Origin of the sequence: Rhizobium indicum, from assembly GCF_005862305.2 — a bacterium.
Lineage (GTDB): Bacteria > Pseudomonadota > Alphaproteobacteria > Rhizobiales > Rhizobiaceae > Rhizobium > Rhizobium indicum.
In genome coordinates, this window is record NZ_CP054021.1 from 2,311,288 (window position 1) to 2,336,389 (window position 25,102).

Below are 25,102 nucleotides of genomic sequence, written 5' to 3' on the forward strand. Positions count from 1 at the left end.
CGTAACGGGCATGGAAGAGGTGACGAAGGCGAGGCAGCCCTCGCTCTAATCCCCGCCTTCCTGGGGCTGCATAGACAGTCCAGGCCAGTTTGAGGCCAAACTCATGGAAAGGGTCGCTGAGGCGGCCCTTTTTTATTGTCTTGATGTCCTTATTGTCTCGATGCCGAGCGTTGACGAAAGATTGAAATCCACTACTCATAAGGTCATCAGATGACTTTATGAGTAGTGGGATGCGAGCACTCATCAAGACCAATCTCGCCGATGAGGCGATCGAGGCGATCCGCGGCGACATTCTCGGCAAACGCTGGGTGGTCGGCGAAAAATTGCCGAATGAAGCCTCGCTGTCGGCCATGCTTTCCGTCAGCCGTGGCACGGTGCGCGAGGCGGTGCGCGTTCTGGTTTCCCAGGGTTATCTCGAAACAAGGCAGGGGTCGGGCACCTATGTCCGTGCCACCAGCGACGCCGGCCGGCCGCTGACGATGGCGCGGCGCGCCAGCCTGCGCGACCAGTTCGAGGCGCGCCTGGCGCTCGACGTCGAGGCCGCCCGGCTGACGGCGATCCGCAAGACGCCGGAGACGGTTGCCGGGCTCCGCCGGCTGCTTGCCGAACGCGGCAATTACGACGGCGGCAACCAGGCCGCCTTCATCGAACGCGACATCGCCTTCCACAAGGCTGTCATCGCCGCTTCGGGCAACCGGGCGATGATCGAGATCTACGACTTCTTCTCGGCCTCGATCGCCGACACCATCGCGGCGACGCTCGGCAAGGACATTCCCGAGCCGGATATGCGGGCGCATGCCGATATCATCGACGCCATCGAAACCGGCGATCCCGACAAGGCGGATGCGGCGGTGCGGCGCTTCATGGCACCGGTTCTTGCCGCACTCGAGCGGATGATCCTGTCATGAACACGCCTGCCAACCATGCCATAAGCACGCTTGAGGCGGCCGACGAATTGCTTGTAGACGCCGAGGCCGGCAACCTTCCGCCGTCGCAGGCAACGCCGGTGCGGGGAGCTGCGGGTCGTTTCCTGCTGGGCGCGAGCCTGGTGCTGATCGCCTTCAACCTGCGCCCGGTCTTCTCCAGCGCCTCGGCGCTACTGCCGGAAATCCGCTCGGAGCTCGGCCTGAGCGCGCTCGGCGCCAGCCTGCTGACGACGCTTCCGGTCGTCTGCCTCGGCGCCTTCTCGCCGCTTGCGCCTCGTCTTGCCCAACGCCTCGGTACCGAACGCACGCTACTTGGCGTTCTCCTGCTTCTGGCGCTCGGCACCGCACTGCGCGGGCTTTCCTCCGTGCCGCTGCTCTTCATCGGCACGGCCCTTGCCGGCGCCTGCATCGCCGTCGGCAACGTGCTGCTGCCGGGGCTGGTGAAGCGCGATTTTGCCGGGCACGCCGCGCTGATGACCGGCTTCTATACGATGGCGCTTTGCGCCGGGGCGGCAAGTGCCGCCGGGCTGACGCTGCCGATCGAGCACGCACTCGGCGGCTCTCTCGAGGGCGCCCTCGCCGTCTGGGCGCTGCCGGCGCTCGCCGTCAGCCTGCTCTGGCTGCCTGAGGTTCTTCGCAGCGGCAGACAGGCAAGACGAAACGGCTTCCGCGTCGAAGGCCTCTGGCGCGACCGGCTCGCCTGGCAGGTGACGCTGTTTATGGGGCTGCAATCGGCACTTGCCTATTGCGTCTTCGGCTGGCTGGTCCCGATCTTGCGCGAACGCGGGCTCGACGGCGTTACATCAGGGGCGATCGTTTCGCTGTCGGTGATGGTGCAGGCGGCATCCTGCCTGATCGTGCCGCATATCGCCGTGCGCGGCCGGGACCAGCGGCTGATCAATGCGAGCCTCTGCGGCGTCGCCGTCATCGCCCTGCTCGGCCTGCTCTTCGCGCCGCTTTCGACGGTCTGGCTATGGGCGGTGCTGCAGGGCATCGGCCAGGGAGGGCTGATCGCAGCGGCCATGACGACGATCGTGCTGCGCTCGCGCGATCCCGATGTCGCCGCCCATCTTTCCGGCATGGCGCAATGCGTCGGTTACCTGCTCGCCGCCATCGGCCCGCTCATCGTCGGCCTCATCCGCGGCTGGACCGGCAGCTTTTCCTGGTGCGCAGCCCTCTTCGTCGCACTCGGACTGGGCGCGGCGATCAATGGCTGGAAGGCCGGCCGGGCGGTGGAGATCAATGTCCATGTGGTCGAAAAAGACGGCTGAGCCCTTCGCTCACCTATCCATCACCATCTCTTGATGCCGGTCGTCGGCAGCGGATGCTACGCTATCTCAGCCTCTCATTCCCGATCGCCGGAGGAGACATCTTGCGCATACGAACCCTGTTTCTGCTCGCCGCGCTTGTAGCATCGCTGGCCCCTGCCCTTTCCTATGCGCAGGAAAGCGATCCACCGAGGGCGAATGTCCAAAGCGGCGCGCGCGGCGGCGTATTGAAGCTGCTGCCGGCCGATTCCGTCACAGAGCACGCGCTGACGATCGGCGACCGGAAGCTCGCCTATACCGCCACTGCCGGCACGCTGGATCTCTTCGGCCAGGACGGCGCGCAGACCGGCGCGATCTTCTACACCGCCTATGTCGCGCGGGATGGCGGGCCGAACCGGCCTCTGACCTTTGCCTTCAACGGCGGGCCGGGTGCGGCTTCCGCCTTCCTGCATCTCGGGCTGGTCGGGCCGAAGGTGCTCGATTTCGGGCCGGACGGACGCGACGGCGCCAATGCGAAACTCGTCGACAACCCGCAAAGCTGGCTCGATTTCACCGATCTCGTGCTGATCGATCCGATCGGCACCGGCTGGAGCCGAACGGCAAAGGCAGACGACGCCTCCAATTATTACAACGTCAGTGCCGACGCTGAGAGCATCGCCAAGGCGATCGCGCTCTATATCGCGCACAACAACCGTTCCAACTCGCCGAAATATCTTCTCGGCGAAAGTTATGGCGGCTTTCGCGCCGCCAAGGTCGCCTCGGCGCTGCAGGAAAGCCAGGGCATTATCGTCGCCGGTGCGGTGATGCTTTCCCCCTTGCTCGAGGGCCAGCTGATGTTCAATGCCGATCAGTTTCCGCTCGGCGCCGCGCTGGAGCTGCCGTCGCTGGCCGCCGCCGAACTCGACCGGCACAATGCCTTTGACGAAGAGAAGCAGAAGGCAGCCGAGACCTTCGCGCTCGGGAACTATCTGACGACGCTCGCCGGGCCGCCGCCGATGGGTGCCGACGCCGCCGCCTTCTATGGCAGGATTGCTCGCCTGACGGGAATTCCCGAGGATATCGTCACCCGCAACCGCGGCTTCCTCGGCAGTTCCTTCGTCAAACATTCAGATGAGGGCAGCGGCGAGGTAATGAGCTCTTACGACGCCTCCTTTGCAGCACCCGATCCCTATCCGGAATCGGATTACGATCGCGGCGAAGACGCCATCCTCGACGGTTTCACCCGCGCCTATGGCGGGGCTTTCGCCGACTATGCCCGCAACGAACTCGGTTTCAGGACCGAGATGACCTATTCGCTGCTCGACCGCGATATCAGCCGGCGCTGGGAATGGGGTGGTGGGCGCGGCGGCGGATCGCGCTTCCAGGCAAGCGCCACCGACGACATAAGGCAGCTGCTCGCCGCGAACCCGGCCTTCCATCTGCTGATCGCACATGGCTACAGCGATCTGGTGACACCTTATGGCGTCAGCCGCTACGTGGTCGACCATCTGCCGCCCTCGCTCGCCGGCGGCCGCGTCGGGCTAAAACTCTATCGCGGCGGGCATATGTTCTATACAAGAGCTGATCAGCGGGCCGCCTTCACGGCGGATGCAAAGGCCTTCTACGCCACACATGTGGCCGCTCAGCCGGCGGACTAAAGCGTGGCGATGTCTTTGTCGCTAAACGTTGTACAGTTTTGCGCGACGTGCTTTGGGGACTTGCCGATGCATATTACCGGAGGATGCCACTGCGGCGCGATCCGCTATCAGGCGGAGATCGACCCGGAGCGGGTCTCGATCTGCCATTGCACCGATTGCCAGCGGTTGACTGGCTCGGCCTATCGCATCACGGCGCCGGCGCGGCCGGGAAGTTTCACGCTTACTTCAGGCGAGCCAAGAGGCTACGCGAAGTATGGTGACAGCGGTGGTCTCAGCCGGCAATTCTTCTGCCCGAATTGCGGATCGCCGCTCTACCGCACGGATGGCGACGGCGGCGCGTTCGGCATCCGCGTGGGCAGCATCGACCAGCGGCAGGAACTGGTGCCGAAGAAACAGATATGGTGCCACTCAGCCTTGCCCGGGGTGGAGAATATCGAAACGCTTCCGCGCTTCGAGGGCGAGGATTAGGCTGGCCTCGGCTTAACATCCTGCCTTTATTCCGGCAGAGGCATGTCCGGCCAGCTATCGGTGACGCCGGCCTGTACCGGACGCTCCAGATAGGTGGAAAGCGCGATATAGCTGCGGGTGCCGGTGACACCGGGAACGGCGTGAATCTGGGCGAGAAAAGCTTCCAAGGCCTGCGGGCTGGCGGTGCGGACCTTGAAGAGAACGCTGGCGTCGCCCGCGACCGAATGCATCTCCTCGACCTCGGGAAACTGCAGGACCTGCATCAGTCGCTCGCTCTTGCCCCAGCCCGCAGCCTCCACATGCACGAAGGCAAGCAACGGTTTGCCGAGGGCTGCGCCATCCAGCGCGGCATGCACGCCCTTGATGGCGCCGGATTGTCTCAGACGGCGCACACGCTCATGCACGGCCGGCGCCGAGAGGCCGACCGCTTCGCCAAGCCTGGCATAGCTCTGGCTGCTGTCGGCGGCGAGCGCGGCTAATATTCTTCGGTCGAATGCATCGATGACAGCCTGCTGCCTGCGTCCCTGCCGAAGATCCTCTGTATTTTTCGCCATTCCGCAAACTCCCCTTTCTGCCGAAGAATAATCGCCGATACTGGCACTCTTCAATAGGATATTCGGAAGAGGAGGAATTTCATGGAGACGATCGCGCACAATCCGGCAAACGGGATCTATCCGGCCAGCCCTGATTACATCCATGCGCTGGAGGTCAGGCAAATGTCCCGGCTGCTCTTCGTCAGCGGCACGATGGGTCTCGATCAACAGGGAATGGCCGCGGCCGATCTGGAAGGCCAGTTGGAGCTCATCTGGTCCAATCTGCGCGCCATCCTCACCTCCGCTGATATGACGGTGGACAATATCGTGCGGCTGACGAGCTATCTCAGCGACGGCGCCTTTATGGAAGCGAACCAGAATGCCCGTCTTCGGGCGCTTGGCGGCCGCGCCGTGCCGACCACGGCGATCATCGTCGAAACGCTGCGCGACGACTGGCTGGTCGAGATCGAGATCATCGCCGCCGGCTGACGGCAGATCGACCGCCGCACCGCAGGGGCGCGACGGCTGGGGCGATCAGGCCGCCTGTTTCAACAGGCCGAGCGCCTCGGCCAGATCGACCTCACCGCGGAAACCGCCGCTGCTTTTCGCCTCCTGCCGATGCTCGATGGCATGGGCAAAACGCACGGCCGGCTCCTGCTGCATGCGTTCATAAAGGCGATGCAGGCCGGGAAACTGACGGCGGTCGACGACCTTGTGAAAATCGTTCCAGCGGGTGATGCCGACGAAATAGGCGTCCGCCAGGCTTGACCCACTGCCGAGAAGCCATTCGCGGCCGTCGAGCAGACGCTCCAGCGTATGATGCGCCTTTTCGACCGCGGCGATGCCATAGGCCGTGAGGGCCTGCTTCTGCTGCGGCTCCAGCGGATGCTCGATCGCATACCAGAGCGGGCCGAATGCCTGGAAGAAGGTGGTGTTGAGAAAGGCGAGCATCTGGTTCAGGCGATCGAAATCCGCCGAGCCCTGCGCAACGCCCAGACCGCTGTCGATCGTGCGGGCGCCGATATGGTGCAAGATCGCCATGCTTTCGCTGATCGTCCTGCCATCTTCGAGCAGCAGCGATGGCGTTTCGCCGACCATGTTGATCCGCTTGTATTCTTCGCTGGAGACTATTTCCGGCATCTCGACGCGGCAGAGCCGATAAGGAAGGCCGGACCATTCCAGCGCGACGATCGAGCCGAAAGAGCAGCCCTCCGGAACGCCGTAAAACAATATGGGTGACATCAATCGTTCCTTTCAGAATTGAACCCGTTTGGACGCGATCAATGTGAAGACATGGACGATCCCGCGGTAGAGGCTATAAATGCATCGCAATGTCCACATATCTGGAAGCTGACGATGGCGCTTTTCAACCTCAACGATCTCCATCTTTTCGTGCAGGCCGTCGACAGCGGCAGCTTTACCGCCGCCGCCAGGCATCTCGGCATTCCGAAATCGACGGTGAGCAAGCGGGTTGCGGAGCTGGAGGCACGGCTTGGCGTGCGGCTGATCCAGCGCACGTCGCGAAGCTTCGCGCTGACCGAACTCGGCCGGGAATTCTTTCAGCATGCCCAAGCCTCGATCATCGAGGCGGAGATGGCCGAGGGCATCGTGCGGCGGCATCTGGCCGAACCTGCCGGCAGCGTTCGCCTGACCGCCTCGGTGCCGACGGCGCAGTTTACCTTGACGGAGCATCTGCCGGCGCTGGCGGCGCGCTATCCGAAACTCCGGCTCTCCGTGCATGTGACGGACCGCTTCGTCGATATCGTCCAGGAGGGTTTCGATATCGCGCTGCGCAACCACCGGACACCGCTGCCGGATTCGGCCCTGGTGCAGCGGAAGCTTGCCAGCCACCCCTTCTTCATCCTCGCCTCGCCGGATTATGTGAATGCCCATGGCGAACCGCGTCGGCCGGAGGAGTTGGCACAGCATGCGACGATCATGACCAGCCTGACGGAGGACCAGTGGCAGCTTTATTCGGGCGGCGACGAGGTTGTCGTCACACTGCATTCCGTCATGGCGGCGGATGAGCCTTATGTCTTGATGGAAATGGCCATGTCGGGCCTCGGCATTACCTGTCTGCCGACATCCGTCTGCCGCAAGGCGCTGGCGGACGGGCGGCTGGTGCGGGTGCTGCCGGAATGGACGGCGGGCAGCATCGAGACGACGATCCTGATGCCGCACCGGCGCGGCCAGCTGCCGGCGGTGCGCGCCGTCGTCGATTTCCTGGCGGAACGGCTGGTGGGGTGATGTTCACGCCGCCTTGGCGGCGTGATATTCCTTGATCGCGACCATCTTGATCGCCGGATGTCGCTCGGATTCGTAGCGCAGCGAAAAACCATCCTGGGCGAGGAAGACCGGATCGCCGTCGAGATCGCGGGCGATATCGCCGCGCTTGACGGTGAGGAATTTTTCCAGATCGGCCGGCTGATCGGCCGAGATCCAGCGGCAGACCGAGAAACGCGACATTTCGAAGGAGACCGGCAGGCCGTATTCGGCCATCAGCCGCTCCTTCAAGACGTCGAGCTGCAGGGCGCCGACGACGCCGACGATCGCCGGCGAACCGTCTTCCGGCGAGAACAGCTGGACGACGCCTTCTTCAGCCATCTGCTGCAGGGCTTCCTTGAGCTTCTTCGCCTTCATCGCGTCTTCCAGGCGCACGCGGCGCAGGATCTCCGGCGAGAAGTTCGGCACGCCTTGGAAGACCAGCGATTCACCTTCGGTCAACGTATCGCCGATCCGGAGCGTGCCGTGGTTGGGAATGCCGACGACGTCGCCGGCATAGGCCGTGTCGGCCAACTGGCGCTGCGAGGCGAAGAAGAATTGCGGCGCCGTCAGGCCGAGCTGCTTGCCGGTGCGGGCGAGCCTTGCCTTCATGCCGCGCTCGAGCTTGCCGGAGCAGATCCGGGCAAAGGCGATGCGGTCGCGGTGGTTGGGGTCCATGTTCGCCTGGATCTTGAAGACGAAGGCCGTCATCTTGTCGTCGGTCGCATGCACGGTCCTGGTGTCGGCGACCTGGTCACGCGGCGGCGGCGCAAAATCGCCGAGCGCGTTGATGAGATCGCGAACGCCGTAATTGCGCAGCGCCGAGCCGAAAAAGACCGGCGTCATATGGCCTTCCAGGAAGGCCTGGCGGTCGAACGGACGGCAGGCCTCGATCGCCAACTCGGTCTCCTCGACGAAGACCTGGCGCTCGTTTTCCGGCAGCCTGCCGGCCACGCTTTGTGGACCGTTGACCGGCGTTCCCTCGATTTCGGTATCCGAACCGCGCACCGTGTTGGCGGCGATATTGTAGGTGCCGCAAAAGGTCTTCGAGCGGCCGATCGGCCAGGTGATCGGCGCCGTATCCAACGCCAGCTTTTCTTCCACCTCGTCGAGGATCTCGAAGGGATCGCGGCTTTCGCGGTCCATCTTGTTGATGAAGGTAATGATCGGGATATCGCGCATGCGGCAGACTTCGAAGAGCTTCAGCGTCCGCGGCTCGATGCCCTTGGCGGCATCGATGACCATGACGGCGGCATCGACAGCCGTCAGCGTGCGATAGGTATCGTCGGCGAAATCCTCGTGACCCGGCGTGTCGAGGATGTTGAAGACATTGTCGTTATATTCGAAGGTCATCACCGAGGTGACGACGGAGATGCCGCGTTCGCGCTCGATCTTCATCCAGTCGGAGCGCGTCTGCATGCGATCCTTCTTGGCCTTGACTTCGCCGGCAAGCTGAATGGCGCCGCCGAACAGCAGCAGCTTTTCGGTGAGCGTCGTCTTACCCGCGTCCGGGTGGGCGATAATAGCGAATGTGCGGCGGCGGGAGACCGCCTCGGCGAGACTTTCGGCCATACTTGTGAATCCTGTGGAATTGCCGCTTAACTAGCGACTAAAGGCCGGCTTTGCAATTGACCTTGTCCTTCCACGCGCAAAGTAATGGGCCATGAACATTCATCACGACACGCGCCCGACGCTGAACCTGATCCGCTTAGCCAATGGCGAAGGCCTCGACCTGCCCACCTATGAAAGCAAGGGAGCGGCCGGCATCGACCTGCGCGCCGCCGTTGAAGAGGCAGCACCGCTGACGCTTCTGCCCGGCAAGCGGGCGCTGGTGCCGACCGGCTTCATCTTCGAGATCCCCGAAGGTTTCGAGGGACAGGTGCGGCCACGCTCCGGCCTGGCGTTCAAAAACGGCATCACCTGCCTGAATTCGCCGGGCACCGTCGACAGCGACTATCGCGGCGAGGTGAAGGTGCTGCTGATCAATCTAGGCGAGGAGCCCTTCGTCATCTCGCGCGGCATGCGCATCGCCCAGATGGTGATCGCGCCGGTGACCCAGGCACGGGTGGCCGAGATCACCGCGGCCAGCGAAACGGTGCGTGGCGCAGGCGGCTTCGGCTCCACCGGCGTCTGATGGCCAAGCGCCTCGACAGCGCTGGCCTGACCTTCCGGCAGGACTATTTCGGCGATCCCGCCGGCTGGGCGGCGCTGGTCTGCCTGCTCAAGGATATTTTCGGCATCGATATCGGGCCGCTGCAACAGCTTGGCGGACCCGATCCTACGAGCATGCCCTTCGGCTGGTTTGATGCCGAAGGTGAGCTTGCGGCCAATATCTCAGCCTTTGCGCTGCCCTTCGTCCTCAACGGCAGGATCGTCCATGCCGCCGGGCTGCAATCCGGCACCGTGCGGCCGCCATGGCGCGGCCGCGGGCTCTATCGCGACGTGACGGTGAAGGCGCTCGACTGGTGCGATCAGCAGGGTTTTGAAGCCGTCATCCTCTATACCGACAAGCCATCGCTTTACGAGCCCTATGGTTTCCACGCGATACCGCTGCACCGATACGAGGGAGCGGCACCCGACCCTTCGTCTTCCGCCGCCCGCGCCCGGCCGCTTTTACCGACGAATGCGGATGATCTTGCCCTGCTGCAATCGCTGCTGAAAGGACGCAGCCCGGTTTCGACCTCGCTGGCGGTCACAGTCAATGCGGCGATGTTTCTCATCAACACCCAGCTCGATCCCGATATCCGTGTCAGCTTCCTCGAAGACAAACAGGCGGTGATCGCCTGGAAGGTCGATGAGGCGGGCCGCTTCAGCCTCCTCGACGTCGTGGCGGCTGAGATACCGTCGCTTGCCGCGATCCTCGGCGGGCTGGAGATAGCCCCCGCCTCCGTCGAGGTGCTTTTCCGTCCCGACAAGCTCGGCTGGGAGGGTGTTCCACAATCGTTGGAAAGCGGCACGAGGCTGATGCTGCGCGGGCTCGGCAATGCCACCCCGGATTTTCCGGCGATGTTGTCGCCGATGGCAGAATTCTAGATCTCCCTATTTCCGGCGTGACAGCGGCGGCAGGCGGCGTTTGACAGGCGAGGCTTTGATCATCGCGGTGTTGGTCTCCGCCCTTTCGGCAACCCGGTCGAGGATGCCGTCGAGGTCGGCCATCGAGCGGATGACCAGGCGGGCGATAAAACAATCATCACCCGTCACCTTGTCGCATTCGATGATTTCGGGAATTTCCTGGATGATCCGCTCGACGATGTGCAGCTGTCCCGGCAGCGGGCGCACGCGCACGATCGCCTGCAAGGGGTAACCGACCGTGGCGGGATCGAGATCGATGGTGAAGGCCTTGATGACGCCGCGTTCCTCCAGCCGGCGCAGGCGCTCGGCGGCACTCGGCGAAGAGAGGCCGACCTGCTGTGCCAGCTCCTTCAGCGAGATCCGCGCATTGCCGGCCAGCGCCTCCAGAATGGCCTGATCGATTTCGTCGAGCGATTGCACATCATTAGCCACAGCGAGTGATTCCCCTAGTATGATTAGGCTACATCGGTCATTTTCCTTTTTATCCTTATATAAAATCGCCTTCCGGCGCAATATTCTTATGCCATCGAAATGGAGGCAATCATGGGCAGCGACATCAAAAGAGGCACGGCGGAAATGACGGCGGCGATGCTGATCTCGGGGACGATCGGCTGGTTCGTCGTCATGTCGGGACAACCGGTCAGCGGCGTGGTCTTCTGGCGCTGCCTGTTCGGCGCGCTCACTTTGCTTGTCATCTGCGGCGCTCTCGGGCTGCTGCGGCCCGGCATCATCACGCTGCGCGCCTTCGGCATCGCGATTTTCGGCGGCATCGCCATCGTCTTGAACTGGCTGCTGCTCTTTGCCTCCTATTCGCATGCGACGATCTCGGTCGCGACGACGGTCTACAACACCCAGCCTTTCATGCTGCTGGTGCTCGGCGCGCTCTTTCTCGGCGAGAAGATCACCGCCGCCAAGCTGTTCTGGCTGGCGCTCGCCTTCGCCGGCATGGTGGCGATCGTCCAGGCGAAACCCGGTGCGGGCGGCGCTGCGTTCGACGGTTACGGCCTCGGCATTCTGATGGCGTTGGGGGCTGCCTTCTTCTACGCGCTCGCCGCCCTTGCCGCGAAGTGGCTGAAAGGCACGCCGCCGCATCTGATCGCGCTCATCCAGGTCGCAACCGGCATGCTGATGCTGGCGCCGATGACGGATTTTTCCCATCCGCCCGGCGATATTGGGTCCTGGGCGATCCTGGTGACCGTCGGCGTCGTCCATACCGGACTGATGTATGTGCTGCTCTACGGTGCGATCCAGAGGCTGCCGACGCATCTCACAGGAGCCCTGTCCTTCATTTATCCGATCGCCGCGATCCTCGTCGATCGGCTCGCCTTCGGCCATGCGCTGCAGCCGATGCAGATATTAGGCGCGGCGATCATCCTGCTTGCCGCCGCCGGCATGAATCTCGGCTGGACACCGCGCTGGCTGCGGCCACGGGCGCTGGAGAGCTGAGAACCGGGCGTCCCGATCGGGATGGCTGAGACGTCCGGTTGCCGATATTACCTCTGCGGGCGCGTCGTTTCGAACAGGAACCAGGTGCGGCGCTCGCCCTCGTCGATCCAGTTCTCGATCAGGCTGGCGGTTGCGACATCATTATGCTCGTCGCAAAGGCCATGCACCTCGCGCAGCAGCGAAACGAGCTGAACGTTATCCTCGCGCAGTTCCGACAACATGTCCTCGGGCGTGACGAAATCCGCGTCATTGTCCAAAAGGCGCTGCTGACGAGCGATCTGGCCGATGGAGCGCAGCGTCGTGCCGCCGATCTTGCGGGCACGCTCGGCAATGTCGTCGGTCATGGCGAAGATCTGCTCCGCCTGTTCGTCGAGCAGCAGATGATAGTCGCGAAAATGCGGGCCGGACATGTGCCAATGGAAATTCTTGGTCTTCACATAAAGCGTAAAGACATCGGCGAGCAGTGCGGTCAGCGCCGCCGAAATATCGGTAATGGCGTTGGTCGACAGGCTGGACGGCGTCTTGAGTGGCGAAAGCCTGCGGGTTTCGGCTGGCGTATGGGACATTTAATCTCTCCTTGGTGATGAAAATCTCTAGCGCCACCGGCCGGGACAACCGCGACAGGCCGCGCTGATCGCGCATTTGCAGAGAGGGAAATAGCAAGGCCGGGTCGCTTTCCAAGTGGATCATGGTCTAAAGCGCGTCGCGATCTTTCAGATTCGCTCTTCGCGCTTTAGGTCTTTGTTTTTACGCATGTCGTTCTCGCAAAACCGCTGCACACTTTTGCGCGACATGCTCTAGCAGACCTATTCCTTATGGTTATGGACCGATCAGCGCCAAAGCATTGATGAGGAAGCGGCGCTTGCCTATAGATGGGCGGTGGAAGCCCTGAGGGTTAAGAAGATGAGCCTCACCGTCCTGATCACCTATGCCGGAGCGCTGTTCATCGCCGCGGCCATTCCGGGACCCGGGATTACCGCGATCGGTGCGCGTGCGCTCGGCTCGAATTTCCGCGAGACCTTTTTCATGGGTCTCGGCCTGGTGCTCGGCGACATGACCTATCTCACAGCGGTCATTCTCGGCCTTGCCTTCGTGGCGCAGACCTTTACCGAGGTGTTCATCGCCATCAAGATCGCCGGCGTCCTCTATCTCGGCTACATCGCCTGGAAACTCTGGACGGCGGGGCTGCTGCCGCAGGATATCGCGGCGCGGAAATCCACCAATATCGGCATGTCTTTCCTCTCCGGCCTGCTGGTGACGCTCGGCAATCCGAAGACGATGCTCTTCTATGTCGCCCTGGTGCCGACGCTGATCGATATCGGTAATATCGGCATGCGCGACTATGCGCTCCTGCTCACCACCACCTTCGTCGTGCTGATCGTCGTGCTCGTGCCCTATATGCTGCTTGCCTCGCGGGCCCGCACGATGCTGAAGCAGCCGCGGGCCTTGCAGGCGCTGAACCGGGTTGCGGCCGGCATCCTCGCCGGCACGGCAGCCTTCATCGCCACGCGGGCGGCCTGAAATAAACATTCGGCAAGAAACGGTTTTCAAAGGTTTTTTTCTCTCCTGATCGCCTCTCCAGGTCGAACGCGGTCTGGTCTAGACGGGCCTTTGACCCTATTCTCCCCCTCGATTTCAGGAGCAGGATTTCAAAGGGAGAGCACCCATGTCGCACAAGCCTGGCCGCGGCCGCATCTATTCCTCGATCACCGAGACCATCGGCGACACGCCGCTCGTGCGCTTCGACAAGCTGGCGCGGGAAAAGGGCGTCGTGGCGAACCTGATCGGCAAGCTTGAATTCTTCAACCCGATCGCCTCGGTCAAGGACCGCATCGGCGTTGCAATGATCGAGGGCCTCGAAGCCCAGGGCAAGATCACTCCCGGCAAGACGGTGCTGATCGAGCCGACCTCCGGCAATACCGGCATCGCGCTCGCCTTTGCCGCCGCCGCCAAGGGTTATCGGCTGATCCTCACCATGCCGGAGACGATGTCGGTAGAGCGCCGCAAGATGCTGGCGCTGCTTGGCGCCGAACTGGTGCTGACTGAGGGAGCAAAGGGCATGAAGGGCGCTATCGCCAAGGCCGAGGAACTGGCGTCCTCTCTTCCCGATGCCGTCATTCCGCAGCAGTTCGAAAACCCTGATAATCCCGAGATCCACCGCAAGACGACGGCCGAGGAAATCTGGAACGATACCGACGGCACGGTCGATATCGTCGTCTCAGGCATCGGCACCGGCGGCACGATTACCGGCGTCGGACAGGTGCTGAAGAGCCGCAAGCCCGAGATCAAGATCATCGCCGTCGAACCCGCGGATTCGCCGATCCTCTCCGGCGGCAATCCCGGCCCGCACAAGATCCAGGGCATCGGCGCCGGCTTCGCGCCGAAGATCCTCGATACCGGCATCTATGACGAGGTCGTCACCGTGACCAATGACGAGGCCTTCGAACAGGCGCGCCTGGTCGCCCGGCTCGAAGGCGTGCCGGTCGGCATCTCCTCGGGTGCGGCACTGACAGCGGCGATCAAGGTCGGCATCCGTCCCGAGAATGCCGGCAAGAACATCGTCATCATCATCCCCTCCTTCGCCGAGCGCTATCTTTCGACGGCGCTGTTCGAGGGGCTTGGGAGCTAAGGCTGGGCTTTGGTTGGGGCTTTCCCGGCTATCATCTTCGCAGAGTATCGGGGCGCTTCGGCGCCCCTTCTTGTTACGCCACAGCCGTCAGACGTTTACCGGCGATGAGGTACTCGTCGCCTTCGAGCGACCGACATAGCCCGCGGCTGTAATCGTACCCAAGCGCGACGACAGTAAGTGCCGTTAGCGTGAGTCGAAGTTTGGTCGGTGTCGGGGATTTTGGCAGCACGCAAGCTAGTCTGACAAGAAATCCTTGAGGGCAGCAATTTTCTTCTCCAGCTTTTCAAGACCCTCCCTGTTGAGGAGAGCCGAAACTCTGACTGTATCGCCCGTGATCTCGGCATTGATTTTGTTCAACTCCAAAAACGGAGCGGGTGGCGGAGCGGCCGCAGCGATGGTCTGGGGCGTATGCATCTGATTTTTCTCCGATTTTTCAGAACTCTCGTTGAATCCTGCACCTAAATCAGATTGATCGCCACCACTTTCGAACGCTTTCGATTGCTCAAGAAACTTCATCGTTTCGAGATACGCTTTTGTTACCGGATTGATGGCGCGATCAAGAAAATTTTCTCGCATCAGCCATCCCTTTAGAGCACCTTCCGAGGGGATACCGTCGTTAAATCGAGCTCTAATGTCACGAAAGATAGAAGGAGAAAAACCTGCCTCCTGGAGCGCCGCACGTTTATCCTCCGCGCTGTCAGGATAGAGGATATCGACAAGAGTCTGCGTAACACGCAATTGACCCTTTCCTGCTTTCTCTACAAGGGCATAATGAGCAAGCGTTCCAAGACTCTTGTCAGCCGCGCCGCTGGAGCCACTGTAGCCGATATGCTGCGCGGCCACATCCCGATCGATGGCATTTTTCCTATCTTTTTCAAAGATTTGAGACGCGAGATCAATTGCTTTCTCAAGTGGAAAATTGGGGTATCCAGGGCTTTGTTTCTGGGTCATATGTGCGCGCTCCTTGAATTGCTTCTTCACAGCTTATATCAGAAGCAATTATTACAAGCAATCGAGACTAGCAATTGGCGGAAAATCGGAGCAATGGCGTTGTAATCGATGCAATGATGTGCATGAATACAAATCGCCGAGGTTGGAGCCTCGGCGATTCGCAACATTCGGAGAATGCGATGGAGCCCATATAACAACCGCTTCCTGATCTAACGGGGTCTGATCCACCCGGTTAGATTCAGCAGTCGCCGCAAGGGCGATAGGAGCCGGGGCGAGAATGCCTCGGTTCCACTCCGGTTCGAAAATAGTTTCGAGCCAGAACAATGGCCGCGTAACGGACATCTGAACGATTTTGACAATGATTCATTTGCCGAATCTCGTCAATCGTTATTCGGTCGCAACCTTTTAGCAAAGGAAGAGACATGCAAGACCGAAAGGTAACTCCGGATATGGTTCCGGTGATCAAACTGGCCCGTGGACTGAAATACAACTATGCACGCATCGCATCGTATTTTCAGATCAACCAAGGCCGCATTGCGGACGTAATGAAGGGGCGCCTGTTCCCCAACATTCCGCCGGCAGGAAATCTCCCTCCCGATTTCCCGCAAGCTTAAAGAGGATTTGGGGGCGGCCTGACAGTCGCCCCTTTTCAGTTTCCGGATTTTATTGCGGAAACTGCGAAGTCCAGCATCAAGACCAGCGCGCTCAAGGATTATTCGTCAGTTCGTTTTCGCAGGATATCGGGGCGTTTCGGCACTCCATCTGTTACGCCGCCGCCGTCAACCTCTCACCCGCGATGCGGTAGGAGATCGCTTCGGCGAGATGGATGCGGCCGACCGTTGGCTTGCCGTCGAGATCGGCCAGCGTGCGGGCGACCTTGAGCACGCGGTGGTAACCGCGGGCGGAGAATTTCATCTTTTCGGCGGCGTCGCGCAGCAGCTGCAGGCCGCTGGCATCGGGCTCGGCCAGTTTCTCGATCATCGCGGTGGAGCAGCGGGCATTGGTGCCGATGCCCTTTGCGCCTGTGCTTTCGAAGCGCTCCTGCTGGATCTCGCGGGCGCGGGCGACGCGGCGGGCAACGTCGGCGCTGGTTTCGGCCGCCATCGGCCGGATCAGATCGGCAGCGGAGACGGCCGGCACGTCGATGCGGATATCGATGCGGTCCATCAGCGGGCCGGAGATGCGGGCCTGGTAATCGCTCATGCAGCGCGGGCCGCGGGCACAGGTATGGCCCGGCTCGCCGGCCATGCCGCAGCGGCAGGGGTTCATCGCCGCGATCAGCTGGAATTTGGCCGGATAAGAGACGCGGTGATTGGCACGCGCGATGACGCATTCGCCGCCTTCAAGCGGCTGGCGCAGCGCATCGAGCGCCTGCGGCGTGAATTCGGGAAACTCGTCGAGAAACAGCACGCCGTGATGGGCAAGCGAGGCTTCGCCCGGACGGGCGCGCAGGCCGCCGCCGACGAGGGCCGCCATGGTGGCGGAGTGATGCGGGGTGCGGAAGGGCCTTCGATCGGAAAGCTTGCCGCCGGAGAGTTGGCCGGCGATCGAATGGACCATCGATACTTCCAGCAGCTCGGCGGCCGAAAGCGGCGGCAGGATCGATGGCAGCCTTGCCGCCAGCATCGACTTGCCGGAGCCCGGAGGACCGACCATCAGCAGATTATGGCCGCCGGCGGCCGCGACCTCGAGCGCCCGCTTGGCGCTTTCCTGGCCCTTGATCTCGGCAAGATCCGGCAGGTTCGCGGCATTGGCGCGGATCGACGCCTCCGGCCTAGAGAGGACCTGCGTGCCGCGGAAATGATTGGCAAGGGCAATCAGGCTGCGCGGCGCGAGGATATCGACTTCCGAGCCTGCCCAGGCGGCTTCGGCGCCGCTTTCGGCCGGGCAGATCAGCCCCTTGCCGAGCGCATTGGCGCCTATCGCAGCCGGCAGCGCGCCTGATATGGCGGCGATCGTGCCGTCGAGGTTGAGCTCGCCGACGACGACAAAGTCCGACAGCGCATCGGCGGGAATGGCGCCGAGAGCGGCCATCAGGGCAAGCGCGATCGGCAGATCGAAATGAGAGCCTTCCTTCGGCAGGTCGGCAGGCGCCAGATTGACCGTCACGCGCTTTGCCGGCAGCGCCAGGCCGGAGGCGTGGAGGGCCGCCTGCACGCGCTCGCGGCTTTCGGCCACCGCCTTGTCGGGCAGGCCGACGATCTGCATTCCGACCTTGCCGGGAGCGACCATGACCTGGACCTCGACCGGCACACCTTCGATGCCCTGAAATGCCACCGTACTGACACGCGCGACCATATGCCCATCCCTTGCCCGCAAACTCTTATAGCGCCTGCAACCCTTCAGGGCCAGCGGTTGCAATCTGGCACGGAAGGAGGAATAAAACAAGAACAATAAAGGAACGTAGTCGGATATACACTGTGACCGGGGTTGTATCCGGTCAGCAGACGCTTGGGGTCAGGAGGCGAGATCAGCCGCGCTTGCGCTCGATCGCATCCCAAAGCAGCGCTGCTATATCGGCGCCGCCGAACTTCTTGACCTCGCGAATGCCTGTGGGCGAGGTGACGTTGATCTCGGTCATGTAATCGCCGATCACGTCTATGCCGACGAGCAGGAAGCCGCGCTCCCTCAGCGCCGGGCCGATGCGGGCGCAGATTTCCTGTTCGCGCGGCGTCAGTTCGGTCGCCTCGGCGCGGCCGCCGACATGCATGTTGGAGCGGCTGTCGTGCTCGGCCGGCACGCGGTTGATGGCGCCGGCGAATTCGCCGTCGACCAGGATGATGCGTTTGTCGCCCTTGCGCACGTCGGGCAGATATTGCTGGGCGATGAAGGGCTCGCGGAAAAGCTGGCCGAACATTTCCAGCAGCGAAGAGAGATTGCGGTCGTCGCGGGTCGAATGGAAGACGCCGGCGCCGCCATTGCCGTAGAGCGGTTTCAGGATGATGTCGCCCATCTCGTCGCGGAAGCGGCGGATCTCGGCGGCATCCTTGGTGATCAGCGTCTTCGGCATCAGGTCGGAGAATTCGGTGACGAAGATCTTCTCCGGCGAATTGCGCACCCAGGCCGGATCGTTGACGACGAGGGTCTTCGGATGGATGCGCTCGAGCAGATGCGTCGAGGTGATATAAGCCATGTCGAAGGGCGGGTCCTGGCGCAGCAGCACGACATCCATGGTCGAAAGATCAACGCGCTCCGGCGCGCCAAGCTCGTAGTGATCGCCCTTGACGTCGCGCAGCACCATCGGCTCGACGCTGGCATAGAGCCGGCCGTCGCGGAAACTCAAGCGATCGGGGGTGTAATGGAAGAGCTTGTAGCCGCGCGCCTGCGCTTCCAGGCTCATGGCGAAGGTGGAATCACCTGCGATATTGATGCCTGCGACATGGTCCATCTGGACCGCTACATTGGTGATCTTGGCCATTTCCATCCCTCGCTGAATGCCGGACAGATGTAGGTCGGCCAGATTTCAAACGCAACGGTCAATCAAGGGCTTCCGGTCGCCAGAGCGCCGCGCGTCCAATAGGACGCGCTAAGGACGCTCTGTTGCTTTGAATTGGCGCATAATCCTTTCCGAAAATCGATTCCGATTTTCGGGGTTATGCGCTAGCGCCGCGCGTCCACCAGGACGCGCTAAGGACGCTCTGCCACTTTGAATGGGCGGCGAAAATCAGGCGGCGATGCCCTGGTTGCCGCTGTTGCGCAGCATGTTGCGGAGGCGGTAGGCGATCGCCAAGGGCTTCGGGAAGGGCTTGCGCAGGAAGGCGACCTTGCGGACGTAATTGTCGACCCGCCAGCTTGCCCAGGTTCCACCGGCGAAAAAGGCGACGTCGCCGGCGCGCAGAGTTCGTTCGGTGCCGTCCTCGGCGGTGATATGGACCTCGCCTTCGAGGATCATCACCGTCTCGTCCCAGCCGAAATACCAGCGGAATTCGCCCGCCGTGCAATCCCAGATCGCCGTCAGCGATGCTTCGTCATGGCCGCGCGAATGTTCGGCGGTGCGGGCCTGCGGATTGCCGCTGATAACCCAGTCCGGATTGATCGGCGTGGATTTCAGCGGCAGCAGATCGCTCGCATGCGCGACGAAGGATTTTCCGGCCGGCTTCGCCACGGCATACGGCACCGAGCGCGCGGCCATGGCGACCGCACTTGCAAGCATCAGCTTCCAGGCCATGAAACAACCCCCAATTGCTACCCTACCGAGTCGATAGCAGAGAGTCGTAAGGACCTCGTTCAAGCGGGGACTAAAATTTTAACGATCCGGAAATCGGATGGGGCGAAAGGAGGTCAGAAGGCATCAATAAAATGCCGCGGCAGCCGGCCCGGCATGATCGCCACGATATCATAACGCTGGGAAAGGCGGGCCTGATCCGCCTGGCGGGCAAGCCAGAGATCGCTTGCCGCCCGTATCCGCTTTTGTGCGGCGACAGAGACGGCGTCGACCGCCGCCGCCTCGCCATGGCGGGCCTTGACCTCGACGAAGACGGCGAGATCGCCCTTGCGGGCGATGATATCGATCTCGCCGAGCCGGGTGCGGTGTCGCAGCGCCAGGATGCGGTAGCCCTTCAGCATCAGGAAGACGGCCGCGACATATTCCGACATGCGGCCCCGGCGCAGCGCCTTCCTTCTGATCGCGGTGAGATCATTATCGCCCATCGGCGTTCTTGATCTCCAGCAGGCGCTGGTAGAGCACCTTGCGCGGCAGGCCGGTGAGGCGGGCGGCTTCGGTGGCGGCGCCTGCCGTCGGCATTGACTTCGACAGGTCGGCCAGCACGGCTTCGACATCGGCCTTAGACGTCTCGACCGGCTCCGGCGGACCGATCACCAGGACGATCTCGCCCTTGACGTTTTCCACCTGCTGATAATGCGCCGCAAGGTCGGCAAGCGTGCCGCGGCGGAACTCCTCATAGGTCTTGGTCAGCTCGCGGCAGACGGAGGCGGGCCGAGTGCCGCCCAGCACATCGGCGGCGGCCAGAAGCGTTGCGCCGATGCGATGCGGCGATTCAAAGAAGATCAGCGTCGCGGGCGCTGCTGCAAGTTCACCGAGGCGGTCGCGGCGGGCCTTGTCCTTGGCCGGCAGGAAACCGGCGAAAAGGAAAGCATCGTTCGGCAGACCGGAGCCGACAAGGGCTGCGAGCGGCGCGGAGGCGCCGGGAATGGGAATGACACGGTAACCTGCCGCTATCGCCTGTTGCGCCAGCCGATAGCCTGGATCGGAAACCAGCGGCGTGCCGGCATCCGAAACCAGCGCCACCGATCGCCCGGCTTCGAGCGCCTGCAGCAGCCTTGGGCCAGCTTCGTCGGCATTGTGCTCATGATAGGCAAAGGGGCGGTTCTGGATGCCGTAGCGGTCGAGCAGCACGCGGGTGACGCGCGTATCCTCGCAGGCAAGCACATCGGCGCCGGCCAGCGTTTCGAGCGCCCGCAGGGTGATGTCGCCGAGATTGCCGATTGGAGTGGCGACCAGATAGAGCGCCGGCTCCAGCGGCCGCGCCGGCACCGTTGCATTGTGCAGGCGGAAGCTTCGCCGGGTGGCGGCGTCCGCTGTCGTTTCCTCATTCATGCCATTTGCTTTCGTCCCGCCGGCTCGTCGCCGGCATCGAACCCTTATGGGCGAGCCGCACCGCTTCGGCAAGGGTTCGGATTTCTGTGAGCATTGCTCTGGAAAACCGCAAATGCAGGGGTGCCGACGTCCATGCCTCTTGCAAAGCAATGCTGAAGTCTGCCATTTTGCCCGTCCACTCCCCCGGCCTCAAGCCGGGACAGCATTCTTCGGGTGCTCGACGCGCCCGGACAGTCACGGTCGAAAGCGGTAGCATCCCATGCGTATTACTATTGAGCGGTCAAACCTGTTGAAATCGCTGAACCACGTCCACCGCGTGGTCGAACGTCGCAACACGATCCCGATCCTGTCCAACGTATTGCTCAAGGCCGACGGCCAAAAGCTCGACATGAAGGCGACCGACCTCGACCTCGAAATCACCGAGGCGACCCCTGCTAGCGTCGAGCAGCCCGGCGCCACCACCGTTCCCGCGCATCTCCTCTACGATATCGTGCGCAAGCTTTCCGACGGCTCGGAAGTGCTGCTTGCCACCAGCCCGGATGGCGGCGCGATGACCGTGCAGTCCGGCCGCTCGAAATTCTCGCTTCAGTGCCTGCCGGAATCGGACTTCCCGGATCTCACAGCCGGCACCTTCACCCATTCCTTCAAGCTGAAGGCGGCCGATCTGAAGATGCTGATCGACCGCACGCAGTTCGCGATCTCGACGGAAGAGACGCGTTATTATCTGAACGGCATCTTCTTCCACACGATCGAGAGCAACGGCCAGCTGAAGCTGAGGGCGGTTGCGACCGACGGCCACCGGCTGGCGCGCGCCGATGTCGATGCGCCCTCCGGCTCCGAAGGCATGCCCGGCATCATCATTCCGCGCAAGACGGTCGGCGAGTTGCAGAAGCTGGTCGACAATCCCGAGGTGATGGTGACCGTCGAGGTCTCCGACGCCAAGATCCGGCTGACCATCGGCTCGATCGTCATGACCTCGAAACTGATCGACGGCACCTTCCCGGATTATCAGCGCGTTATCCCCACCGGCAACGACAAGGAAATGCGGGTCGACTGCACGAGTTTCGCACAGGCCGTCGACCGCGTCTCGACGATCTCCTCCGAGCGTGGACGCGCCGTCAAGCTGGCGCTTTCCGAGGGGCAGCTGATGCTGACCGTCAACAATCCCGATTCCGGCAGCGCGACGGAAGAAGTCGCCGTCGGCTACGACACGGATGCGATGGAAATCGGCTTCAACGCCAAATACCTGCTCGACATCACCGCCCAGCTTTCCGGCGAGGAAGCGATCTTCCTGCTTGCCGATGCCGGCTCGCCGACGCTGATCCGCGACACGGCGGGCGACGATGCACTCTATGTGCTGATGCCGATGCGCGTCTGACGGGAACGAAGGCCGCCCGCTGCCGTTTTTCCTCCTGTCAAAACGGAGGATCCCATGACCAAAAAGACGGGAGCGGTGCGCATCGGCATATCCGGCTGGACCTATACGCCCTGGCGCGGCCAATTCTACCCGAAGGACCTGCCGCAGAAGCAGGAGCTTTCCTACGCCGCCCGGCACTTCCGGTCGATCGAGATCAACGGAACCTTCTACGGATTGCAGCGACCCGAAAGTTTCGGCCACTGGCGCGACGAGACGCCGGATGATTTCGTCTTCGCGGTCAAGGGACCGCGCTTCATCACCCATATGCTGCGGCTGCAGAATATCGAGACGGCGCTCGCCAATTTCCTCGCTTCCGGTCTGCTGCGGCTTGGCCCCAAACTCGGGCCGATCCTCTGGCAATTCCCGCCGAACATGGCCTTCGACCCGTCCCTGTTTGACAGTTTCTTGTCGCTGCTGCCGCATGACCGCGACGCGGCGATAGCGCTTGCCAAGCGGCATGACGGGCACATCAAGGGACCGGCCTGGCTTGAAAGCGACGGGCACCAACCGATCCGCCATGCGCTCGAAATCCGCCACGAGAGCTTCCGCTCGCTGGCTTTCATCGAAATGCTCAGGCGTCACAGGGTCGCACTCGTCTGCGCCGATACGGTGAAATGGCCGCTGCTGATGGATGTCACCGCCGATTTCAGCTACTGCCGCCTGCATGGCTCGGAAAAGCTCTATGTCAGCGGCTACGATGACAAAGCACTCGACATATGGGCGCAACGTATCCGCGCCTGGGCCACGGGCGGAGAACCCGAGAATGCGACGCGGGTGCTGGCGCCCGTAGCGGCGCGCAACAAGGGCCGCGACGTCTATCTCTATTTCGACAATACCGACGTGAAGCTGCGTGCCCCAGTCGACGCCGATCACTTGAGCGAAAGGCTCGCCGATCTCATGCCCGGTTCAGCGCCGAAAGCCGCATGAACTGTTGATGCCGATGTCCTTGTTGCGAAAATCCTTGTCCCTTAAGCGACAAGCGGCATATTAAGGCATTCGATCAACATGCGGATGGGTGGAGAATGAGCTTACGGGTCAAGGTGAAGGAACGGTTCGGGAAGAGGTTCGACGACGAGATCCGCTTCTTCCGGGGCATGATGCAGGGGCCGAAGACGGTGGGCTCGATCGTGCCGACCTCCTCGATCACGGCCAAGCGCATGGCAAGCGTCGTCGACATCCATTCCGGGCTGCCGGTGCTTGAACTCGGACCGGGCACGGGCGCCATCACCAAGGCCATTCTCGGCCGCGGCGTCCGTCCGGAAAATCTCGTCGCAATCGAATATTCGACGGATTTTCATAAACATCTGCAGCGGACCTATCCCGGCGTGCACTTCATCAACGGCGATGCCTTCGATCTTCAGGCCACCCTTGGCAATTTCAGCGGTCTCACCTTCGATTCCGTCGTCTCGGGCATTCCGCTGCTGAATTTCCCGATGGCGAAGCGCATCTCGCTGCTCGAAAGCCTGCTCGATCGACTGCCGGCCGGCCGGCCGATGGTGCAGATTTCCTATGGCGCGATCTCGCCGATCGCCGCCAATCCCGACCGCTACCATATCCAGCATTTCGACTTCGTCATGCGCAATATTCCGCCGGCGCAGCTCTGGATCTATAAGCGCGGCTAAGATGTTCGGGATCTACATCACTCATCCGCAGGTCAGGATCGACGCCAACGTGCCAGTGCCGAAATGGGGACTTTCCGATGTCGGCGCGGCGCGCGCCCGCAAAGCGGCAGAGAGCGGCTGGGCCAAGCAATTGCGGCGCATCGTCTCCAGCGACGAGACGAAGGCGATCGAGACGGCCGAAATTCTGGCGAAAGCTTCCGGTGTGACCGTGGAGATCGTCCACGCGACCCACGAAAACGACCGCACGGCCACCGGCTTCCTGCCGCCGCCGCAATTCGAAGAGGCGGCCGACTGGTTCTTCGCCCATCCGGAACAAAGCTTCAAAGGCTGGGAGCGCGCCGTCGACGCGCAGGCCCGCATCGTCGAGGCCGTTAATGCCGTTCTCGCCACGCATGATGCGACAGCGCCGATCGCCTTTGTCGGCCACGGCGGCGTCGGCACGCTGCTCAAATGCCATCTGGCGGGCAGCCCGATCGCGCGCGACCGCGACCAGCCCGGCGGCGGCGGCAATCTCTATGCTTTCGGTCTTGCGGATCGGCGCCTAACATGCGACTGGACGCCCATCGAAGACTGGCAGGGGTGACTTCAGATGGACGCACGCGAGCGGTTGATCGTCGGCCTGGATGTTCCAACGATCGGCGAGGCGGAAAGACTGGTTTCCACGCTCGGCGACGACATTCTCTTCTACAAGATCGGCTATCAGCTGGTCTTTGCCGGCGGCCTGGAATTCGCCCGTGATCTTGCCGCCAGCGGCAAGAAGATCTTTCTCGACATGAAGCTGCTCGACATCGACAACACCGTTGCCTCCGGCGTCGAGAACATCGCCAAGATGGGCATGTCGATGCTGACGCTGCATGCCTATCCGAAAGCCATGAAGGCGGCGGTCGAGGCCGCGGCCGGCTCCGGCCTCTGCCTGCTGGGCGTGACCGTGCTGACCTCGATGGATGCCGACGACCTCGCCGAGGCCGGCTACAGCCAGGATCCGCACAGCCTGGTGCTGCGCCGCGCCGAACAGGCGCGCACAGCCGGTATGGGCGGTATCGTCTGCTCGGCGGAGGAAGCGGCTGCGGTGCGCGAAATCGTCGGACCCGACATGGCGATCGTCACCCCCGGCATTCGCCCTGATGGTAGCGACAAGGGCGACCAGAAGCGGGTGATGACGCCTTTCGACGCGCTGAAGGCAGGAGCGACGCATCTCGTCGTCGGCCGGCCTGTCGTCAAGGCGCCGGATCCCCGGGATGCCGCCCGCGCGATCCTCAGCGAGATGGTGACGGCACTCTGGCCGGCAAACCGCTAATAGTTTCAACGACAAAA

At 62.4% G+C, this 25,102-nt stretch carries 28 protein-coding genes; 17 read left to right on the forward strand and 11 right to left on the reverse strand.

Going from position 1 to position 25,102, the window contains the following annotated elements; all coding sequences use genetic code 11:
- Positions 1–230 precede the first annotated feature (230 nt).
- The 4 genes from FFM53_RS11495 to FFM53_RS11510 all read left to right on the forward strand — a co-directional run bounded on the left by FFM53_RS11495 (position 231) and on the right by FFM53_RS11510 (position 4,299).
- Entirely contained in the window at positions 231–908 is a 678-nt protein-coding gene (locus FFM53_RS11495) for a FadR/GntR family transcriptional regulator (RefSeq protein ID WP_138332258.1), read from the forward strand.
- Entirely contained in the window at positions 905–2,197 is a 1,293-nt protein-coding gene (locus tag FFM53_RS11500) for a CynX/NimT family MFS transporter (protein WP_138388366.1), read from the forward strand. Before FFM53_RS11495 ends, FFM53_RS11500 begins: the two co-directional genes overlap by 4 nt.
- 101 nt (positions 2,198–2,298) lie before the next feature.
- A complete protein-coding gene (locus tag FFM53_RS11505) occupies positions 2,299–3,831 on the forward strand; it encodes a S10 family peptidase (protein ID WP_138388367.1) in 1,533 nt (510 codons plus the stop codon).
- 66 nt (positions 3,832–3,897) lie between these two features.
- Positions 3,898–4,299, forward strand: coding sequence for a GFA family protein (locus FFM53_RS11510; RefSeq protein ID WP_138388368.1), 402 nt, complete (start codon positions 3,898–3,900; stop codon positions 4,297–4,299).
- 26 nt (positions 4,300–4,325) lie between these two features.
- On the opposite strand, the gene FFM53_RS11515 is transcribed toward FFM53_RS11510, so the two are convergent.
- Positions 4,326–4,907 (reverse strand): Lrp/AsnC family transcriptional regulator, encoded by a 582-nt coding sequence (locus FFM53_RS11515; protein ID WP_138388369.1) that lies wholly within the window; start codon positions 4,905–4,907, stop codon positions 4,326–4,328.
- A 27-nt stretch (positions 4,908–4,934) separates the two neighbouring features.
- Between FFM53_RS11515 and FFM53_RS11520 the strand changes: the two genes are divergently transcribed.
- Positions 4,935–5,321 carry a RidA family protein gene (locus tag FFM53_RS11520; protein ID WP_138388370.1) on the forward strand — a complete coding sequence of 129 codons (387 nt, stop codon included), beginning with the start codon at positions 4,935–4,937 and terminating at the stop codon, positions 5,319–5,321.
- A gap of 45 nt (positions 5,322–5,366) precedes the next feature.
- On the opposite strand, the gene FFM53_RS11525 is transcribed toward FFM53_RS11520, so the two are convergent.
- Positions 5,367–6,074: a glutathione S-transferase family protein gene (locus FFM53_RS11525; RefSeq protein WP_138388371.1), complete on the reverse strand. Its 708-nt coding sequence runs from the start codon at positions 6,072–6,074 to the stop codon at positions 5,367–5,369.
- A gap of 114 nt (positions 6,075–6,188) precedes the next feature.
- Between FFM53_RS11525 and FFM53_RS11530 the strand changes: the two genes are divergently transcribed.
- Positions 6,189–7,079: a LysR substrate-binding domain-containing protein gene (locus FFM53_RS11530; protein WP_138388372.1), complete on the forward strand. Its 891-nt coding sequence runs from the start codon at positions 6,189–6,191 to the stop codon at positions 7,077–7,079.
- Positions 7,080–7,082: 3 nt separating this feature from the next.
- On the opposite strand, the gene FFM53_RS11535 is transcribed toward FFM53_RS11530, so the two are convergent.
- On the reverse strand, positions 7,083–8,666 hold the full coding sequence (locus FFM53_RS11535; RefSeq protein WP_138388373.1) for a peptide chain release factor 3: 1,584 nt from the start codon (positions 8,664–8,666) through the stop codon (positions 7,083–7,085).
- Between the two features lie 91 nt (positions 8,667–8,757).
- Between FFM53_RS11535 and dut the strand changes: the two genes are divergently transcribed.
- Complete coding sequence (gene dut, locus FFM53_RS11540; protein WP_138388374.1) at positions 8,758–9,228, forward strand: dUTP diphosphatase; 471 nt, start codon at positions 8,758–8,760, stop codon at positions 9,226–9,228.
- Positions 9,228–10,127 (forward strand): GNAT family N-acetyltransferase, encoded by a 900-nt coding sequence (locus tag FFM53_RS11545; protein ID WP_138388375.1) that lies wholly within the window; start codon positions 9,228–9,230, stop codon positions 10,125–10,127. The genes dut and FFM53_RS11545 overlap by 1 nt, the downstream gene beginning before the upstream one ends.
- A gap of 6 nt (positions 10,128–10,133) precedes the next feature.
- Here the strand turns inward: FFM53_RS11545 and FFM53_RS11550 are convergent, their stop codons facing one another.
- Complete coding sequence (locus FFM53_RS11550) at positions 10,134–10,598, reverse strand: Lrp/AsnC family transcriptional regulator (RefSeq protein WP_138388376.1); 465 nt, start codon at positions 10,596–10,598, stop codon at positions 10,134–10,136.
- A 99-nt stretch (positions 10,599–10,697) separates the two neighbouring features.
- Between FFM53_RS11550 and FFM53_RS11555 the strand changes: the two genes are divergently transcribed.
- Positions 10,698–11,612: a DMT family transporter gene (locus tag FFM53_RS11555; RefSeq protein WP_173883575.1), complete on the forward strand. Its 915-nt coding sequence runs from the start codon at positions 10,698–10,700 to the stop codon at positions 11,610–11,612.
- A 47-nt stretch (positions 11,613–11,659) separates the two neighbouring features.
- Here FFM53_RS11555 and FFM53_RS11560 read toward each other — a convergent pair whose 3' ends face one another.
- Positions 11,660–12,178: a Dps family protein gene (locus FFM53_RS11560; protein ID WP_018485292.1), complete on the reverse strand. Its 519-nt coding sequence runs from the start codon at positions 12,176–12,178 to the stop codon at positions 11,660–11,662.
- A 337-nt stretch (positions 12,179–12,515) separates the two neighbouring features.
- Here FFM53_RS11560 and FFM53_RS11565 point away from each other — a divergent pair, with 337 nt between their 5' ends.
- Entirely contained in the window at positions 12,516–13,133 is a 618-nt protein-coding gene (locus FFM53_RS11565) for a LysE family translocator (protein ID WP_138388378.1), read from the forward strand.
- Between the two features lie 145 nt (positions 13,134–13,278).
- Entirely contained in the window at positions 13,279–14,241 is a 963-nt protein-coding gene (gene cysK, locus FFM53_RS11570; protein ID WP_138388379.1) for a cysteine synthase A, read from the forward strand.
- A 234-nt stretch (positions 14,242–14,475) separates the two neighbouring features.
- Here cysK and FFM53_RS11575 read toward each other — a convergent pair whose 3' ends face one another.
- Positions 14,476–15,192 carry a hypothetical protein gene (locus FFM53_RS11575; RefSeq protein ID WP_138388380.1) on the reverse strand — a complete coding sequence of 239 codons (717 nt, stop codon included), beginning with the start codon at positions 15,190–15,192 and terminating at the stop codon, positions 14,476–14,478.
- A gap of 422 nt (positions 15,193–15,614) precedes the next feature.
- Here FFM53_RS11575 and FFM53_RS11580 point away from each other — a divergent pair, with 422 nt between their 5' ends.
- The gene (locus FFM53_RS11580) at positions 15,615–15,806 is read left to right on the forward strand and encodes a hypothetical protein (RefSeq protein ID WP_138388381.1); all 192 of its coding nucleotides are present in this window, start codon (positions 15,615–15,617) and stop codon (positions 15,804–15,806) included.
- A 151-nt stretch (positions 15,807–15,957) separates the two neighbouring features.
- Here the strand turns inward: FFM53_RS11580 and FFM53_RS11585 are convergent, their stop codons facing one another.
- The 5 genes from FFM53_RS11585 to rsmI form a co-directional block, all read right to left on the reverse strand.
- Positions 15,958–17,490 (reverse strand): YifB family Mg chelatase-like AAA ATPase, encoded by a 1,533-nt coding sequence (locus FFM53_RS11585; protein ID WP_130673582.1) that lies wholly within the window; start codon positions 17,488–17,490, stop codon positions 15,958–15,960.
- A 172-nt stretch (positions 17,491–17,662) separates the two neighbouring features.
- The gene (gene gshB / locus FFM53_RS11590) at positions 17,663–18,610 is read right to left on the reverse strand and encodes a glutathione synthase (RefSeq protein ID WP_138388382.1); all 948 of its coding nucleotides are present in this window, start codon (positions 18,608–18,610) and stop codon (positions 17,663–17,665) included.
- Between the two features lie 246 nt (positions 18,611–18,856).
- The gene (locus FFM53_RS11595; RefSeq protein ID WP_138388383.1) at positions 18,857–19,360 is read right to left on the reverse strand and encodes a cupin domain-containing protein; all 504 of its coding nucleotides are present in this window, start codon (positions 19,358–19,360) and stop codon (positions 18,857–18,859) included.
- A gap of 113 nt (positions 19,361–19,473) precedes the next feature.
- A complete protein-coding gene (locus tag FFM53_RS11600) occupies positions 19,474–19,842 on the reverse strand; it encodes a YraN family protein (RefSeq protein ID WP_138388384.1) in 369 nt (122 codons plus the stop codon).
- The gene (gene rsmI / locus FFM53_RS11605) at positions 19,832–20,749 is read right to left on the reverse strand and encodes a 16S rRNA (cytidine(1402)-2'-O)-methyltransferase (protein ID WP_138388385.1); all 918 of its coding nucleotides are present in this window, start codon (positions 20,747–20,749) and stop codon (positions 19,832–19,834) included. Before rsmI ends, FFM53_RS11600 begins: the two co-directional genes overlap by 11 nt.
- Before the next feature lie 259 nt (positions 20,750–21,008).
- Here rsmI and dnaN point away from each other — a divergent pair, with 259 nt between their 5' ends.
- From dnaN to pyrF, 5 genes are all read left to right on the forward strand, one after another.
- Positions 21,009–22,127, forward strand: coding sequence for a DNA polymerase III subunit beta (gene dnaN, locus FFM53_RS11610; protein WP_003544738.1), 1,119 nt, complete (start codon positions 21,009–21,011; stop codon positions 22,125–22,127).
- A 54-nt stretch (positions 22,128–22,181) separates the two neighbouring features.
- Positions 22,182–23,093 carry a DUF72 domain-containing protein gene (locus FFM53_RS11615; RefSeq protein ID WP_138388386.1) on the forward strand — a complete coding sequence of 304 codons (912 nt, stop codon included), beginning with the start codon at positions 22,182–22,184 and terminating at the stop codon, positions 23,091–23,093.
- Between the two features lie 95 nt (positions 23,094–23,188).
- Positions 23,189–23,788, forward strand: a complete 600-nt coding sequence (gene pmtA / locus FFM53_RS11620; RefSeq protein ID WP_017990040.1) for a phospholipid N-methyltransferase PmtA — start codon at positions 23,189–23,191, stop codon at positions 23,786–23,788.
- Between the two features lies 1 nt (position 23,789).
- Positions 23,790–24,371, forward strand: a complete 582-nt coding sequence (locus FFM53_RS11625; protein ID WP_138388387.1) for a histidine phosphatase family protein — start codon at positions 23,790–23,792, stop codon at positions 24,369–24,371.
- A gap of 6 nt (positions 24,372–24,377) precedes the next feature.
- Positions 24,378–25,085, forward strand: a complete 708-nt coding sequence (gene pyrF / locus FFM53_RS11630; protein WP_138332241.1) for an orotidine-5'-phosphate decarboxylase — start codon at positions 24,378–24,380, stop codon at positions 25,083–25,085.
- Positions 25,086–25,102 lie beyond the last annotated feature (17 nt).